Annotated in this window: 17 protein-coding genes; 8 read left to right on the top strand and 9 right to left on the bottom strand. The window is 47.0% G+C overall.

Going from position 1 to position 15,049, the window contains the following annotated elements; translation table 11 throughout:
• Positions 1–6: 6 nt before the first annotated feature.
• Positions 7–1,176, bottom strand: a complete 1,170-nt coding sequence (locus K7G97_RS15900) for a sensor histidine kinase (protein WP_223041017.1) — start codon at positions 1,174–1,176, stop codon at positions 7–9.
• Positions 1,169–1,846, bottom strand: coding sequence for a response regulator transcription factor (locus K7G97_RS15895; protein WP_023469746.1), 678 nt, complete (start codon positions 1,844–1,846; stop codon positions 1,169–1,171). The genes K7G97_RS15900 and K7G97_RS15895 overlap by 8 nt, the downstream gene beginning before the upstream one ends.
• Positions 1,847–1,947: 101 nt before the next feature.
• On the opposite strand from K7G97_RS15895, the gene K7G97_RS15890 reads away from it, so the two are divergent.
• Genes K7G97_RS15890 through K7G97_RS15880 form a run of 3 tightly spaced genes read left to right on the top strand, consistent with a single transcriptional unit; the run spans position 1,948 to position 3,724 of the window.
• Positions 1,948–2,256, top strand: coding sequence for a hypothetical protein (locus K7G97_RS15890; protein ID WP_058704368.1), 309 nt, complete (start codon positions 1,948–1,950; stop codon positions 2,254–2,256).
• 11 nt (positions 2,257–2,267) lie between these two features.
• Positions 2,268–3,158, top strand: coding sequence for an FAD:protein FMN transferase (locus tag K7G97_RS15885; RefSeq protein WP_223041016.1), 891 nt, complete (start codon positions 2,268–2,270; stop codon positions 3,156–3,158).
• Entirely contained in the window at positions 3,155–3,724 is a 570-nt protein-coding gene (locus tag K7G97_RS15880; RefSeq protein ID WP_262415774.1) for a ferric reductase-like transmembrane domain-containing protein, read from the top strand. The genes K7G97_RS15885 and K7G97_RS15880 overlap by 4 nt, the downstream gene beginning before the upstream one ends.
• A 9-nt stretch (positions 3,725–3,733) precedes the next feature.
• On the opposite strand, the gene K7G97_RS15875 is transcribed toward K7G97_RS15880, so the two are convergent.
• The 4 genes from K7G97_RS15875 to K7G97_RS15860 all read right to left on the bottom strand — a co-directional run bounded on the left by K7G97_RS15875 (position 3,734) and on the right by K7G97_RS15860 (position 6,944).
• Positions 3,734–4,528 carry an alpha/beta hydrolase family protein gene (locus K7G97_RS15875; protein WP_262415773.1) on the bottom strand — a complete coding sequence of 265 codons (795 nt, stop codon included), beginning with the start codon at positions 4,526–4,528 and terminating at the stop codon, positions 3,734–3,736.
• Positions 4,529–4,652: 124 nt separating this feature from the next.
• Positions 4,653–6,209, bottom strand: a complete 1,557-nt coding sequence (locus K7G97_RS15870; protein ID WP_023469741.1) for an ABC-F family ATP-binding cassette domain-containing protein — start codon at positions 6,207–6,209, stop codon at positions 4,653–4,655.
• A gap of 31 nt (positions 6,210–6,240) precedes the next feature.
• Positions 6,241–6,414: a hypothetical protein gene (locus K7G97_RS15865; protein WP_023469740.1), complete on the bottom strand. Its 174-nt coding sequence runs from the start codon at positions 6,412–6,414 to the stop codon at positions 6,241–6,243.
• An 86-nt stretch (positions 6,415–6,500) separates the two neighbouring features.
• Positions 6,501–6,944: a hypothetical protein gene (locus K7G97_RS15860; RefSeq protein WP_058704372.1), complete on the bottom strand. Its 444-nt coding sequence runs from the start codon at positions 6,942–6,944 to the stop codon at positions 6,501–6,503.
• Between the two features lie 147 nt (positions 6,945–7,091).
• Between K7G97_RS15860 and K7G97_RS15855 the strand changes: the two genes are divergently transcribed.
• From K7G97_RS15855 to K7G97_RS15840, 4 genes are all read left to right on the top strand, one after another.
• A complete protein-coding gene (locus K7G97_RS15855; RefSeq protein WP_035395686.1) occupies positions 7,092–7,421 on the top strand; it encodes a hypothetical protein in 330 nt (109 codons plus the stop codon).
• On the top strand, positions 7,418–8,641 hold the full coding sequence (locus tag K7G97_RS15850) for a glutathionylspermidine synthase family protein (protein WP_223041013.1): 1,224 nt from the start codon (positions 7,418–7,420) through the stop codon (positions 8,639–8,641). Before K7G97_RS15855 ends, K7G97_RS15850 begins: the two co-directional genes overlap by 4 nt.
• A complete protein-coding gene (locus K7G97_RS15845; RefSeq protein ID WP_058704374.1) occupies positions 8,638–9,273 on the top strand; it encodes a Rossmann-fold NAD(P)-binding domain-containing protein in 636 nt (211 codons plus the stop codon). Before K7G97_RS15850 ends, K7G97_RS15845 begins: the two co-directional genes overlap by 4 nt.
• A 239-nt stretch (positions 9,274–9,512) precedes the next feature.
• The gene (locus K7G97_RS15840; RefSeq protein WP_047390672.1) at positions 9,513–11,006 is read left to right on the top strand and encodes a peptide MFS transporter; all 1,494 of its coding nucleotides are present in this window, start codon (positions 9,513–9,515) and stop codon (positions 11,004–11,006) included.
• Between the two features lie 44 nt (positions 11,007–11,050).
• On the opposite strand, the gene K7G97_RS15835 is transcribed toward K7G97_RS15840, so the two are convergent.
• Positions 11,051–12,307 carry a purine/pyrimidine permease gene (locus tag K7G97_RS15835; protein WP_231681714.1) on the bottom strand — a complete coding sequence of 419 codons (1,257 nt, stop codon included), beginning with the start codon at positions 12,305–12,307 and terminating at the stop codon, positions 11,051–11,053.
• 173 nt (positions 12,308–12,480) lie between these two features.
• Here K7G97_RS15835 and K7G97_RS15830 point away from each other — a divergent pair, with 173 nt between their 5' ends.
• A complete protein-coding gene (locus K7G97_RS15830) occupies positions 12,481–13,176 on the top strand; it encodes an alpha/beta hydrolase (RefSeq protein ID WP_223041012.1) in 696 nt (231 codons plus the stop codon).
• 107 nt (positions 13,177–13,283) lie between these two features.
• Here K7G97_RS15830 and K7G97_RS15825 read toward each other — a convergent pair whose 3' ends face one another.
• Positions 13,284–14,219, bottom strand: coding sequence for a carbohydrate kinase family protein (locus K7G97_RS15825; RefSeq protein ID WP_223041011.1), 936 nt, complete (start codon positions 14,217–14,219; stop codon positions 13,284–13,286).
• The gene (locus tag K7G97_RS15820; RefSeq protein ID WP_262415837.1) at positions 14,206–15,048 is read right to left on the bottom strand and encodes a PRD domain-containing protein; all 843 of its coding nucleotides are present in this window, start codon (positions 15,046–15,048) and stop codon (positions 14,206–14,208) included. The genes K7G97_RS15825 and K7G97_RS15820 overlap by 14 nt, the downstream gene beginning before the upstream one ends.
• Between the last annotated feature and the right edge of the window lies 1 nt (position 15,049).

The following is a 15,049-nucleotide window of genomic DNA, read 5'->3' as shown; positions in this document are numbered from 1 at the left end:
ATCGTTTTAAAGAGTTGGGAAATGAATGATGAACCGTGTACCTTCACCTAATGTTGAATCAATGGAAATCGTTCCACCATGTTGCTCCACAATGGATTGAGCAATCGATAACCCAAGACCGGTTCCTGTTCCGTGACGTGAATGGTCCCCTCGGTAAAAGCGCTCGAATATTTTAGTTTGTTGATCGGAAGCGATACCGATTCCGCGGTCCTGTATCGTCAACTGGCGTTCTGTGGCTGTTTCGTTTAATGAGACATCGATGACATCATCACTGTAGACAAGAGCATTCTCAAGAAAGACCGTCAATAAGCGGTTTAATTGATGGGCATCCCCTTTCATGCGTAAGTCAGGCATTATCGAGGCGTGGATGACGCGATCCAAGTAGGCGTGCTGAAAACGTTCGACAGTCTTTTGAACGAGTGAACTGAGGTCAACTTCCTGTTTTGGGGACGGCTGTCCTTCTCGCGCAAGCAATAATAAATCGGTGACCAAATACTGCATGCCTGCCGTTTCTGCTTTAATGTCCTCTAGAATCGTACGTCCTTCATTCGAAAGTGATTCCGCTTCTAGCAATTCAATTCCGCTATAGACAATTGTCAGAGGTGTCCGTAGTTCATGTGAAGCATCGGACGTAAAACGACGTTGGCGATCGAATGCTTGTTGCACCGGAATGACGGCTCGACCAGCAAGGATGTATCCGACTAGTGTTAGGACAACCGTTGCGAGCACCGCAATCCCCGCAAGAACGGCAATCAATCGTTGTAAGGTATCTTCGGTCGGAGAAATGTCCTTCATCAGTAGTAGTCGTCCTTCTTCGGTACTTCGTTGATACAGTAAGAAGTGTCGATCATCCCATTCCACTTGTTGCGTCGTATCATTCGAGCTTAAAAAACGGCGTAGTGTTTTAGACTCGACGTCTGGCGGCAGACTTGCATAGCGTTCGTTTCCTGAACCATCGAGTAACTGGAAGTAAATCGGATTTCGAATGAATTGATATTCCCCATGCTCGATCCGTTCGAAGATATCTCGATCAGATACGCCCTTCAATTGATTCAATTCCATTCGATTCAGCAATTGAGCGTTCGTGACATACACACCAATCAGGATGAGGACTAGTACAAGAAAGAACGAACCGCTGAATAACAAGGTCAGTCGTTTTCGAATCGATTCAAGCATGCGGATCACCTAAACGATAACCGAATCCGCGAACTGTCCGGATCAAATTAGGAGCTCCGACCGCATCTAATTTTTTCCGAACGAGTCGGACGAGCGCATCGAGCGCGTTATCCGTAATATCCGCCCCAATCCCCCACACGACTTCAATGATCAATTCACGACTCATCACCTGTTCAGGTCGTCTTAACAGTAAGGAAAGGAATTCAAATTCACGTCGTGTTAAATCAATCGGATGATGTTCATAGGAAATTGTTTGTGACGATAGATCGAGTACTAGTCCGTTGAAGGAGACCGTCGACACGAATGCCTTTTGTTGACGACGACTGAGCGCGCGCAGTCGTGCCAGTAATTCATTCGATTGAAACGGTTTAACGAGATAGTCGTCGGCTCCACTATCGAGACCATGAACGAGATCGATTTCCGTATCACGAGCAGTCAGCATCAAGATGCCGCCTTCAAACTGTTCTTGCCGTAAGGTAGCGGCGACTTCGACTCCGCTCTTACGAGGCATCATCCAATCGAGAACGAGTAAGTCATAGCGATACGTCTGACATTGGAGGAGCGCTTCCACTCCATCCTGCGCAACATCTACCTGATATCCTGCCCGCTCCAAATGGAGGCGTAACATCTTCGCAAGACGCTGATCATCTTCTGCTACCAAAACGCGCATGCACATCGCTCCTCTTTTTTTCTCATTATCCCATAGTTGCCGTCAGTTAGTTGTCAGTTTTTTTCGATACAGTAAACGTAACAAGAAGGGAGAGGAAACAGATGAAACCCAAACCATTTGCGAAATGGCTCGTCGGGCTTAGTAGTTCCGTCTTCATCGGACTTGCGATTGGTCAGTTGAGTGTTAGCTCGAACGATTCCTCGACGACACCTGTTTCGACAGGCGATACGTATTCGAACGATACGACGCTACCATCTCAAGGGAATCAGTATAGCGATGATGAAGGCGAATACGAAGGGGATGATGGATATTACGAAGAAGACGATGACGATCAATGGCAAGGTGATGAATCATCTGGCTTCAGTCAACCGGGTGGATCGAGTGACGGTCAGTCTAGCCATTCGAGGTAAGGAGGAGGAAGATGGAGCGACAATTGTATGCGATGCATAATCAGGTGCGATTCGTAACGGATCAGCCGATCGATGAAGCAGAATGGGAGGAACTTGTCCGATTCTTTCATTATGTAGATCGGCAGTGGTCACGCTTTGATGAGCAAAGCGAAGTCAGTCGATTGAATCGCTTACGGATCGGCGACACGTTATCGGTGTCCTTACCGTTAGCCCGCTTGCTGGCCCGCGCCACGCGATACTTCGAGCAGACCGAACGTTATTTTTCCCCATTCCTGCTGGCGCAACAACAAGCCAATGGCTATCGCCAATCATTTCCCTTCACACAAGCTGTCGTTTATGAAGAGGTTGCTCCACCAGAAATCGCCCCGTTCATCATTGAAGGCTGTGACGTGACGAGAGTCGGAGGCGGTTTTATCGACCTAGGTGGTATCGGGAAAGGAGCTGCCGCGATGATCGCAGCGCAACGACTACGAAAAACCTGGAATCGCGGATTGATTGAAGCGGGTGGTGACGTCATCGTCTGGTCGGATGAGGAACCATGGAATATCACGATCACACATCCCGAGACCGAACAACGCGTCGCTGATGTGAAATTGCGACAAGGCGCGGTCGCGACATCGAACCGTGTCTATCGATCGTGGAAGACGGACGACCAGACGCATCATCATTTATTAGATGGACGAACAGGACGTCCGACGAAAAGTCCGATTCTTCAAGTGACCGCATCTGCGCCACAACTCTATGAAGCAGAAGTCATGACGAAGCTTGCCTTTCAGATGACAGAGACAGAACGTCAGGAAAAGCTGTTTCGTTGGTTTCCAAAAGGACGATTATTGATTTTGGATACTGCTGGGGAATGGCGAAGTGAACAGAAGGGAGTGAGTGAGATATGGACTGGATGAAATGGTTATTCTCGACATGGACGATGATTCGGTTGAGTGGATTAAGTGGGCACTTCTTCATGACGATTTCTGTCTTAGCGGGATTGCTCGGTTCTTACCCGGCACTCAAAAAACAAAAAGCACGGCTACATCACGTGCATTTATATAGTGGCTGGGCAGGGTTGCTCGCAATCGTCCTTCATGCGACACTCATCATCGTCGATTCATACGCACCACTGACGATTTTTGAGGTCCTGATTCCGGGCCAAGCTTCTTATGAACCACTCTGGAATGCGCTAGGAACGATCAGTCTTTACTTATTCGGATTCGTTCTCGTGACATCGGATTTCTTGAAGGAAACGTTAGGCAAGACGCTTTGGAAATTGACGCACTGGCTTGTCTTACCTGCTTGGCTATTAATGACGGCACATGGGCTTTTCATCGGTACGGATACCGGAACCCTATTCACGACCATTTGGTACACTGTCTCAACACTGACGATGTTTACGCTCGTCCTTTATCGGATGCGGATCCGTCCTGTGCAACGGACTCGAACTTCAGCAAAAGAGCGCTCAGTCGTACGCTGAGCGCTCTTTTCATTGTCGGGCGAGCCAAGCCGTCCATTCGTTAAAGGCAGCGTCCCGATTTTCGATATAGTTGTGATCACTATCGACGATTGCTTCCTCGAACGGACTGTCGGGTAGCAATAAGTCATGATGGAGTGCTTTAATCGATGTTTCGTCCCGTTCTGACGTCATAAGCAACATCGAGCGATCGGCTAAACGTTCTTTTAGCGTCAGTAAGTTCCAAGTCGTATGATGGTGCTTCAACTCATCGAGTAACGCGTCAGCAACAGCACCATTTAGGAAAGCAGCTCCTCGTTCGAGTACACCGTATAGCGCAGCTTCGTATTCCGGATGTTCGAGGACGAGCTGACCGACGAGACCAAAATTAAACGGAGAGATTCCGACATAATGTGCAGCCTCTGGTGTCTCAGCAAAAGCATGTAGACCGGCGAAGCCGCCCATGCTATGACCAACGACGGTAATCTGATCCGCCTTGATGCCATGTTCGGCAGTAAAAGACTCTGAGCAGACATACTGTAGTGTCGCGGTCGCGTCTTCCAAAACATGTTGGAATCGGAAGGTTCCAGGGCTCCCGATCGTTCCACGATACGACGTGACGAGTACATGGTACCCTGCACTTTGAAGTTGAACTGCCCAGTCCATGTTCAACTGTTTCCCGGGAAATCCGTGGAAGAGGACAATCAGTGGAGCATTCGCTGTATGTTCAGGTGAATAGAGACGGGCAATCAACTGTTCTGAACCACCGCTTGGAACATGGAGATAGGATAGTGTTGCCTTTTTCGTGATCGTTTCCAAAAAAAACACGCTCCTTCATAATCATTTTCTAAGTCTTAGTGTGCGTGAAGATGCACAATCATGCAATGATTAAGTGTGTGAACTAAAAAGATGGGATACCCTTCTGGGCATCCCATCTTTTGTATGGTGTAGCTTAGAATACTTTTGTCGTCCATGATTCACAGTTCCATAAGTCTGTCGCAACAGCTTCATAGAATTCTGGTTCGTGTGAGATCAACAGGACGGTTCCTTTGTACTCTTGTAACGCACGTTTTAATTCTTCTTTGGCTTCGACGTCCAAGTGGTTCGTCGGCTCATCGAGTACGAGGATGTTCGATTCCGTATTCATCAATTTACAAAGACGGACTTTCGCTTTTTCCCCACCGCTGAGCACTTCGATTTTCGATTCGATGTGTTTCGTCATCAAACCACACTTCGCGAGCATAGCACGCACTTGTTGTTGTGTCAGAGACGGGAACGTATTCCAAATCTCTTCGATACACGTATTCGAGTTTTTCTCTTTAACTTCTTGTTCGAAGTACCCGATATGCAAGTTCTCGCCTCGCTCAACGACACCCGAGACAGCTGGAATTTCACCGAGCAAACTCTTGAGCAACGTCGATTTCCCGATCCCGTTCGCACCGTGCAACGCAATCTTCTGCCCACGTTCGATCGTTAGATCAAGAGGGCGCGAGAGCGGCTCGTCGTAACCGATGACGAGACCTTTTGCTTCGAACATCAATTTACTTGGTGTCCGTGCTTGGAGGAAGTGGAACTCTGGTTTTGGACGCTCTTGCGCAAGTTCGATGACATCCATCTTATCGAGCTTCTTCTGACGTGACATCGCCATGTTCCGTGTCGAGACACGTGCCTTGTTCCGGGCAACGAAGTCCTTCAACTCAGAGATTTCCTGCTGTTGACGCTTGAACGCAGACTCGAGTTGCTTTTTCTTCGCTTCATGGATCGTAACGAAGTTGTCGTAATCACCGACATAACGATTCAATTCTTGATTTTCCATATGATAAATCAAGTTGATGACGCTATTGAGAAATGGAATGTCGTGCGAAATCAAGATAAACGCATTCTCATATTCATTCAAGTAGCGTTTCAACCATTCGATATGCTGGACATCGAGATAGTTGGTCGGCTCATCAAGTAAGAGAATGTCCGGTTTTTCAAGAAGGAGTTTGGCGAGCAGGATTTTCGTCCGCTGTCCACCACTGAGCTCTTGTACATCCCGGTCGAGTCCGATCTCATCGAGCCCAAGACCGCGCGCGATTTCTTCGACTTTTGCATCGATCGTATAGAAGTCGTTATTCGTCAGAATGTCCTGCAAGACGCCGACTTCTTCGAGCATCTTTTCCAGTTCTTCTGGCTCGACTTCACCCATTTTACCGTACAAATCATTGATTTCCTGTTCGATGTCGAACATGTACTGGAATGCACCTTTAAGTGCATCGCGGATGGTTAATCCTTTTTCAAGGACAGCGTGCTGATCCAAATAACCAACGCGTACATGTTTCGCCCATTCGACTTTTCCTTCATCCGGCTCAAGTTGCGACGTAATGATGTTCATGAACGTCGATTTTCCTTCACCGTTCGCACCGACGAGACCGATGTGCTCGCCTTTTAACAGGCGGAAGGAGACATTTTCGAAAATGGCGCGGTCACCGAATCCGTGACTTAAGTTAGATACCGTTAAAATACTCATAATTACTCCTTATTTCATGAATTCCTGTGACTTAGACGCCTGTCCGTTTTTTCTGGTTGTTTGCTTTTTTCGTCTGTTGGCTCGTCAATTGTTTCGTTTGTGTTCCTTGTAAGCCAGTCGGACGTTTTGTTTGTGCTTGTTTTTTTGCTTTCAAGCGTTCGATCATTGCCTCTTGCAATGATAGTTTTTTTGGTTGTTCACTCATGTTCGTTCACCTCGATTGATTCGTTCTTACTTTCTAGTATGCCAAAAAAAACGTCTCTTGGAAATGAAGAGACCTGATTTTACATCTCAAAGTGTATCGGCAAGATAGACGACGTAACAATTCCGGTCGATATCGATTTCACAGCTGTCACGCTCAAACACACCGTGTCCTTCGACTTCGATCTTGTCCTTGATCAAAAAACGCATCGCTTGGACGTGATTCGGAACCGTTGATGTCTTTAAGAGCGGTTGCGCGCTGTCAGATAAATACTGTCTGAACTCGATATGAATTTGATGCGGTGGATAAACGCGTTCTTCTGTCGCACGTGGTGATGCTTTAATGTGGTCGACGATCAATTGATCATATTCACCTGCCATCTCATTGGAACGAAGCTCGTATTGATGTCCTTCGATGATATGAAATTCGCAGAGTTGGTGGGCAATGATTTCTTCTGGTTCGATCGCATAACGATCATATTGATAGATCGGATGGAATTCACCATTTTCTTCAACGTAGTAGGCGAGTGACATGCGTAAATCCTCCTTTTCATTCTATAGATACTATTACCACATTGAAGGAAAAAAAGTTCCGGCAGAACAAAGAAACTTTTCTCTCCAAAAAAGCGTATACTATCCATAACGAGAGTAAAAGGAAAGGGGACTGAGACGGTGAATTGGATGAAACAAGCGACACTAGCTGCAACACTGTTGATCGGAACGACACTGAGTGGGTGTGGATCGGATGATGCACGAGCGGAACGACCAGATGATCCGGATTGTGATGACTATGAGTATGATAATGATGAAGGCGTTTGGTACTGTGATGATAGTTCATCAACTCATTCAGGATACTATTACTGGGGTGGTAGTTATTTCGCATCACGTGCCTTGATGCATAGTGCGATGCGAACGAAAGGGTATACGCCGAAATCAAAAGAAGTAAAGAGTTATAACACGAAGACAAAGGGATTCGGAACAGGCTCATCTTCCGGCTTTTTCGGCGGATGAACAGACGACAAACCTTTTACGGAGACATCGATCGTTTTTGGGATGTGCTGGACGGGGAACCGTACGCTGTGACGGAAATCATGCCCATCTCGGACGAACGAATCGACCAACTGCATATCGCGGCGCAAGAAGTTTACAAGATATTTGAAAAAGTACTTCCGATTCTTCGATCGATGGATGATGAGGCACTGCTCGAGCTTGGCTTTCCAGTTGAAAGTCTCGCTTTTTTACGACTTGAGACGATGCGACCGTTGACCGTCATCGGACGCTTTGATTTCATTGCGACGGCAGATCGTATTTCACTCATGGAATGGAACGCGGATACGCCGACTTTCATTAAGGAAGTATTTGAAGTCAATGATGTCGTAGCGGAAAAACAAGGTTTTGAACGGGTCAACGATGGGGAAAACAAATGGCTGAAGGCAACTGTCCGTCGTGCGATCGAAGCCGCGACACATCGGACGAAACAGCATCCGCATGTCGTCTTCACCTCACATGGTGACCACATCGAGGATCGATTGACGGCTGAGTATTTGCAGTCATTTTGGGTTGATGCGACCTACTGTCCACTTCATGCATTAGAGATTCGTCCGGAAGAAGGTCTGTACGATGAGGCAGGTAAAAGAATCGATATTTTATATCGTCAAACCTTTCCGATCGAGATGGCCTTACTTGACCGGGATGAGGACGGAAGAAATTTAGGACAATTGCTCCTGCAACTCGTCGAGACGGGGCGACTCGAAATCATCAATCCACCGTCTGCCTTTTTAATGCAAGCCAAGTCGGTTCTTGCATTGATCTGGATGTTGCATGAAGCCAATCATCCGTACTTGAGTGAAACGGACCACATGACGATTGCGCGTTATTTTTTACCGACGTACTTATCCGCTGATCCATTCATTTCAAGCCAGAGATCATTCGTTAAAAAACCAATCTTCGGGCGTGAAGGAGATACCGTGACGGTCCATGATGGACAAGGACATATCATGCTAAAGAATGAACAGCATACGTTTCGTGATCAACCGGCTGTTTATCAAGCGTATCAAGAATTACCGACGTACTCACTTCGGGAAGAGGGAGAAGTCGCGTATATGTATGGTGTCTTTATTTTAGGAGGAAGACCAAGTGCGATCGGTGTACGTGCCGGAGAACGGATCACTGGAAACCGTTCCTATTTCGTACCCATTGGTCGACAGCATGAAGGAGGGAGAAACGTATGAGAGCAGCAATTTTAGGAGCATCTGGTCTAGTCGGACAAGAACTCGTCGATCGTTTGTTGGCAGAAGATGCATATAGCGAGGTACATGTTCTCGTTCGCCGCCCGATGCGCCGTTTTCATCCGAAATTGGAAGAATGGGTGATTGATTTTGATCGTGTGACAGAAATTGAACTACCTGTCGTCGACCATGTCTATTGTGCACTGGGCACGACGATCAAACAAGCAGGATCGCAAGAGGCATTTCGTCTGGTTGACTACACATATCCGATTGAACTGGGTCGTGAATTGTTAGACCTCGGGGCGACACGATTTGCCTTGATTTCGGCGCTCGGTGCCCATCCGAATGCCAAAACCTTCTACAATCGCGTAAAAGGGGACACGGAAAACGGATTACGTGTACTCGGATATGACGCGTTATTGATTTTTAGACCATCATTGTTGCTAGGGGATCGAGATGAATTCCGCTTAGGCGAACAAGCGGCTGCGAAAATTTCGACGGTCTTACGGCCCTTGTTGAAGCGGAGCGCCATTGCTCCGATCGAAGCTGGTCAAGTCGCTGCGGCGATGATCCGTGAAACGTTACATGCACCGCCTGGAATTACAATCATTGAATCGAAACAGATGCAATCCTGAGCAGTCGAGTAGTCGACTGCTCTTTTTGTTATTCTTGTAACGTAAATAATATTTGACTCATCAAATGATTTGCGGTTGAATGGTAAAGTGCTGTCTCATATATAAAAAAAGAAGTGAGACAATTCAGGCAAAACAGTGTATTCGTATCCTATCTGTTTCGTCACGCTTATCGTTTGGGGAAAGCGGGAAAAGATGATGGATTATGCACTTATTTAGGATTGATGAAAGGAGCCGATCATATGGCAGAGTTTGATCGCGATCAGGTCTATAAGACCGTTCCGCAAAAAGGATTCTTCGGGAATCCGAAAGGGTTATTCACCCTCTTCTTCACTGAGTTTTGGGAGCGTTTCTCCTACTATGGCATGCGTGCCATCCTTATCTTCTACATGTACGATTCAGTTGCCAACGGTGGTCTAGGTATCGATAAGACGACAGCTGCATCAATCATGGCCGTTTATGGTTCACTCGTCTACATGTCAGGGATCATTGGGGGATGGGTAGCTGACCGTTTACTCGGTACGTCACGGACCGTCTTCTATGGTGGTATCTTGATCATGCTAGGGCATATCGTCCTTGCTTTACCAGCAGGCATTACAGCCCTCTTCATCTCGATGGGACTCATCGTCATCGGTACTGGTTTCTTAAAACCGAACGTATCGAATATCGTCGGTGATTTGTACAGCAAGACGGATAACCGTCGCGATGCTGGTTTTAGTATCTTCTACATGGGGATCAACGCTGGAGCATTCCTCTCACCACTCGTCGTCGGTGAAGTGGCTGACCGCGGTGGATACCATGCTGGTTTCGCACTCGCTGCCATCGGGATGTTCGCAGGACTTGTCGTCTTCGTCTTGACGAAAAAGAAAAACCTTGGTCAAGCGGGTACGTATGTCTTGAACCCATTAAAAGGGGACGAGAAAAAACGCTTCATCACGATCGCATCAATCGTTGTCGTCGTGATTGCGGTACTCGGTGTCGTTGCATCGATGACAGGACTGTTGACGATTTCTCGCTTTACTTTAATGGTCACGATTCTCGGGATCTTGATTCCGATCGCTTACTTCACAGTCATGCTTCGTAGTCCAAAGATCACGGATGATGAGCGCTCACGTTTGATTGCGTATATTCCGCTCTTCATCGCAGCAGCGATTTTCTGGGCAATCCAAGAACAAGGTTCATACGTCCTCTCCATCTTCGCAAGTGAACGGACGAACCTTTCATTCTTAGGATTTGAGATTCAACCGGCATTCTTCCAATCGTTGAATCCGCTCTTCATCATCGTATTAGCACCTGTGTTTGCGAGCTTCTGGGTCAAACTCGGTGATCGTCAACCAACGACGATGCAAAAGTTCTCGTTTGGTCTTCTGTTTGCCGGACTTTCATTCATCGTCATGACACTACCAGGTATCCTGTTCGGTGTGGAGACGTCAGTTAGTCCACTCTGGCTTGCACTGAGCTTCTTCCTCGTCGTCATCGGTGAGCTCTTCTTGTCACCAGTCGGTCTATCGGCAACGACGAAACTCGCACCCGCGGCTTTCTCTGCACAAACGATGAGTCTGTGGTTCTTGACGAACGCAACGGGTCAAGCGGTCAACGCACAAATCGTTAAATACTATACGAATGACACGGAGATTTTGTACTTCGGTATCACAGGTATCGTTGCCGTCATCTTCGGATTACTCTTGTTCGCTTTCGCACCAAAACTTCAAAAATACATGCGCGGTATTCGCTGATGCATGAAAAAAGACGCTTTCTCAACCGAGAAAGCGTCTTTTTATTAATCATTCGTCCGAATATGGCGTAACCCTTCTGCGAGCAAGGCGACCAATGTTCCGAGAACGAGTCCGTTTGACATCAGGGTCGTCACGAGCGGTGGTAAATCGGCTGTTGCTCCTTTCGGTAGTAACAACGCACCGATACCGACGAGAACCGGAAGTCCGACTGTGATCATCGCTGTTTGACGATTCAAGTCACGGGCTGCTTCCGTGACGCCGATGATCGCCATCCCGGCAACAATCGGTGCGACCATCGCATAACCAACGGCGACGGGGATTTTAGCAATCAACCCGACGAATGGTGTCACGATACTGAGGAAGAGGCACGTGATGTTCGCATAGACGAACGCTTTGCGGTCCGTGTTATCTGTTGAGGCAATGAAACCAGCCGTTCCGGAAATCGCGACAGGACCGACTGTACCGAACAGACCAGCGAAGAGTTGTCCGATACCAGCCGTGATACCAGCTGTTCCGACTTGTCCTTTGACGGTTTCTCCGCGCTTCGCACTGATGATCCGTTCGATGACTTTAATGTTTGCTAAGACGTTCGTCATTAACAACAACGAGATGATGAGAGCTGTCGGTAATAAGCTCCAGTCGACATGAATACCGCCAAACGGCAACAAGCTCGGTAAAGTGAACAGTGGACCATCGAAGCTTGGCATCTCGGCACGACCAATCAATGCAAACATGCTCCAACCGACGAGTAACGTGATTAATAAAGCATACTGGCGTAAGCGATCGCTTCGTTCTAAATAAAGCGAGATCAAGACCGTCAGAATCGAGATGACGGCAGGTAATACTTGAATTCGTCCATCTTCGATATTGAGTAATCCTTTCATGACGGATCCGGACAGCTGTGCCGACAGCAACAGCATGTAGACACCGATGACTTGCGGTGTAAAAAGAGGGACTAAGCGCCGTAAGACACCCGTCATCGTCAAGACGATACAGATGATACCGCTGAGTAGGAGTAAGAATCCAAGCGACTGTAATGTGTTTGAATAACTGCCGTACAATGTGACACCAATCGACGAATAGAGAGCAAATACACCCCACCAAATTCCAGCAGGACCTTCCATGATCGGTAGACGATGTCCGAGTAGGACTTGAAAGAGACTTAAGATGGCAAATACGAATAGACAACGAGATAAGAAGGAAAGCGTCTCGGCACCCGAGAGTTCAAACGATGCTGCGATGGCAAGGGGCGGGGCAATGTTAGTACAGATAATGAACAAAAACCATTGAATCGTAGACACAAGGGTACGCGGCAAAACGTGAATCTCCTTTCGAAAAAACAATATTGGTTTCATCTTAAACCAATTCATGAAAAAGCGATAGAGATGCTTACAATGACTGAAAATTCTAATATTTGTTTTCATATGTGATTTAACACATAATAAGAGGTATAACGATAACGGGAGGAAATGAGATGAAAAAATGGAGTATACGAATTATTGGAACGATTGCTGCGCTGTTAGCACTGCTCATAGTTGTATTCATGATCTGGGCACAGTTCGATTATGATGCGTCTCCCCAAGCAATATCTTACATGGAGGCAGATACACCCCGTGAAGTGACATTTGGAAAAAAGACGAGTGATGTCGGATTCATCTTTTATCAAGGGGCAAAAGTCGATGCAGCAGCCTACAGTTATTACGGTAAGCAACTAGCGAAAGACGGGCACTTCGTCGTCATCCCGAAGCTACCGTTTCGGATTGCGTTGCTTGACTCAAACGAAGGACTCGATATCATCGAGGAATATCCGCAGGTCAAAAAATGGTATCTGATCGGGCATTCGCTCGGTGGAAGCGCAGCTTCGACGATCGTTGAACAACATCCAAAAATTAAGGGGATCGTTTTCCTCGCGTCCTATCCGATTGATTCGATTGATGTGCCATCACTAACGATCTACGGTGGACGAGATGGTGTTTTACCAGTCGCTGATATCGAAAAAAGTAAGCAGGACGTTCGAAAAGATGCGGTATTCCATGAAATCAAGCAGGGGAACCACGCGAACTTTGGGATGTACGGTCGACAAAAAGGGGACAACAGTAGCCCATTAACGCCAAAAGAACAACAGGATGAGTCATTAGATGAAATCAAACGATTTATCGATACACCTTAATCGATTCGCTTAGTGAATCAACGATTCATTAATCAAACGAAAAGGATGGAGAGATTTCGACACTGGGTCCGGAACCTCTCCATCCTTATTTTTACTGAGTCATCGATTCAACTCAAGCGATGAGCGACTTCGTCAAGCGTTGGCAGAGCAGCCATCGCTCCTTTGACGGAAGCAGCAAGTCCACCTGAAATCGCTGCGAATCGACCGATGTCGCGAAGTTCATCTTCAGACCAATCAAACGAAAAATCGCGTAATGCACACTGGTAGAGTAAACCGGACATGAAGGCATCTCCAGCTCCTGTCGTATCGATGGCGTCGACCGTAATCGCATCGATGACAGTCATCGCACGATCCGTATAGAGAATCGATCCTTCACTTCCTCGCGTGATGGCAAGAAGACGAATCGGATATTCAGCTAACAATTCAGCAGCCCCGTCATCAAGATTCGTTTGCCCAGTTAGAAACGTCAATTCTTCCTCAGCAAGTTTGACGATTTGTGCATCCGGTAGAACGGATCGAATCGTCGTCCGCGCTTCGTCCAGATTCGGCCATAACGACTCTCGTAAGTTCGGATCATATGAGACTGGTACCTGGTGTGCTTTTGCACGTGCGATGGCTTTTCGTGTCGCGTTGACGGATTCTCCAGTGATTAAAGAGATCGAACCGATGTGTAATAAATCGACGGACGTGAAATCCTCCGGGACATGGGTTTCGTGGAATTGCATATCCGCGCGCTCCGTGTTGATGAACTCAAACGACCGCTCGCCACCCTGACCGTTCGTAACGAGCACAAGTCCTGTTTTTTGCGTCGAATCGTGGACGAGATGGTCGGTACGAACACCATAATGATGTAACGTATCTTTCAAGAAGTGTCCCATCGAATCATCACCGACAGCTCCAAGAAAATAACTGTCAGCGCCTAATCGAGCGAGTCCGACAGAGACATTGGCAGGAGCACCCCCAGGATTTTTTTGAAACGTCATGTTTTCAGCATCAAGAGGAATTAAATCAATCAATGCTTCCCCTAAACTAAAGATTTTCATACGTAGAACTCCTTTCAAGATCCGGACGAATCCGTTCGATGTGTAAAGCCATATAGCCGATTTCTGATTCAGGTACACGTGTATCGAGTTCGACAGTCAACCAATTGCTCATTTGACTCGCACAGGCATAAGCCTCGGCATAACGTGTTTTGACGGCAGATAAAATCACATCATCCATGTCGTGTAAGGTTTCTCCTTGTTCAATCCGGGCGAGGACCAATTTCATGTGCGTAAAGAAACGATAATACGTCATCGATGAGGTCTCGATTGTTTGTCCAAAAAAGACTTCGATCTGTTCACGTAGTTCATTGAGTAACGTCACCGTCTGCAACGCAGTCGCCATATTTGGATGCGTTTGGCGTGCATTATATAAGTGAAGCGCGATGTTCGCAGCTTCTTCTTTCGGTAGCGTGACCTGTAAGGCACGCTCGATCTCAAGAACTGCCCATTCGCCAATCGCATACTCCGGTCCGTACAAAAGGCGAATTTCTTCTGCCAATCGATTATGCACGACGAGTTGTTCACGCGCTAATCGTACGGCATGAGCAAGGTGGTCCGTCAGACTGACGTGAATATAATCATGAAACGGTGTTTGGAGCTCACCTTCTGCATGTGAGATGATGCGTTCCGATAAATCAATGATCTCAAGTGGTGTCGTTGTTAAAATCTCTTTGAACTGTTCTGCATTTTCAAATGAAGGGATGAACATTTTTTCGATCTTCGTCGCTTGAATCGGATCTTTTTTCTTTTTTCCAAATGCGATGCCTGGTCCCATGACGATACGTTCCTGTCCATTTTCTTTGACGACAACAGCGTTATTATTAAGGATC

The organism is Exiguobacterium acetylicum (genome assembly GCF_019890935.1).
Lineage (GTDB): Bacteria > Bacillota > Bacilli > Exiguobacteriales > Exiguobacteriaceae > Exiguobacterium_A > Exiguobacterium_A abrahamii.
This window is presented reverse-complemented; position numbering and strand designations above follow the sequence as displayed.

What these genes read in the sequence shown, in the direction of transcription:
- K7G97_RS15900 (WP_223041017.1), bottom strand. Translation starts at nt 1,176, where the DNA reads ATGCTTGAATCGATTCGAAAACGACTGACCTTGTTATTCAGCGGTTCG.
- K7G97_RS15895 (WP_023469746.1), bottom strand. Translation starts at nt 1,846, where the DNA reads ATGCGCGTTTTGGTAGCAGAAGATGATCAGCGTCTTGCGAAGATGTTA.
- K7G97_RS15890 (WP_058704368.1), top strand. Translation starts at nt 1,948, where the DNA reads ATGAAACCCAAACCATTTGCGAAATGGCTCGTCGGGCTTAGTAGTTCC.
- K7G97_RS15885 (WP_223041016.1), top strand. Translation starts at nt 2,268, where the DNA reads ATGGAGCGACAATTGTATGCGATGCATAATCAGGTGCGATTCGTAACG.
- K7G97_RS15880 (WP_262415774.1), top strand. Translation starts at nt 3,155, where the DNA reads ATGAAATGGTTATTCTCGACATGGACGATGATTCGGTTGAGTGGATTA.
- K7G97_RS15870 (WP_023469741.1), bottom strand. Translation starts at nt 6,209, where the DNA reads ATGAGTATTTTAACGGTATCTAACTTAAGTCACGGATTCGGTGACCGC.
- K7G97_RS15865 (WP_023469740.1), bottom strand. Translation starts at nt 6,414, where the DNA reads ATGAGTGAACAACCAAAAAAACTATCATTGCAAGAGGCAATGATCGAA.
- K7G97_RS15860 (WP_058704372.1), bottom strand. Translation starts at nt 6,944, where the DNA reads ATGTCACTCGCCTACTACGTTGAAGAAAATGGTGAATTCCATCCGATC.
- K7G97_RS15855 (WP_035395686.1), top strand. Translation starts at nt 7,092, where the DNA reads ATGAAACAAGCGACACTAGCTGCAACACTGTTGATCGGAACGACACTG.
- K7G97_RS15850 (WP_223041013.1), top strand. Translation starts at nt 7,418, where the DNA reads ATGAACAGACGACAAACCTTTTACGGAGACATCGATCGTTTTTGGGAT.
- K7G97_RS15845 (WP_058704374.1), top strand. Translation starts at nt 8,638, where the DNA reads ATGAGAGCAGCAATTTTAGGAGCATCTGGTCTAGTCGGACAAGAACTC.
- K7G97_RS15840 (WP_047390672.1), top strand. Translation starts at nt 9,513, where the DNA reads ATGGCAGAGTTTGATCGCGATCAGGTCTATAAGACCGTTCCGCAAAAA.
- K7G97_RS15830 (WP_223041012.1), top strand. Translation starts at nt 12,481, where the DNA reads ATGAAAAAATGGAGTATACGAATTATTGGAACGATTGCTGCGCTGTTA.
- K7G97_RS15825 (WP_223041011.1), bottom strand. Translation starts at nt 14,219, where the DNA reads ATGAAAATCTTTAGTTTAGGGGAAGCATTGATTGATTTAATTCCTCTT.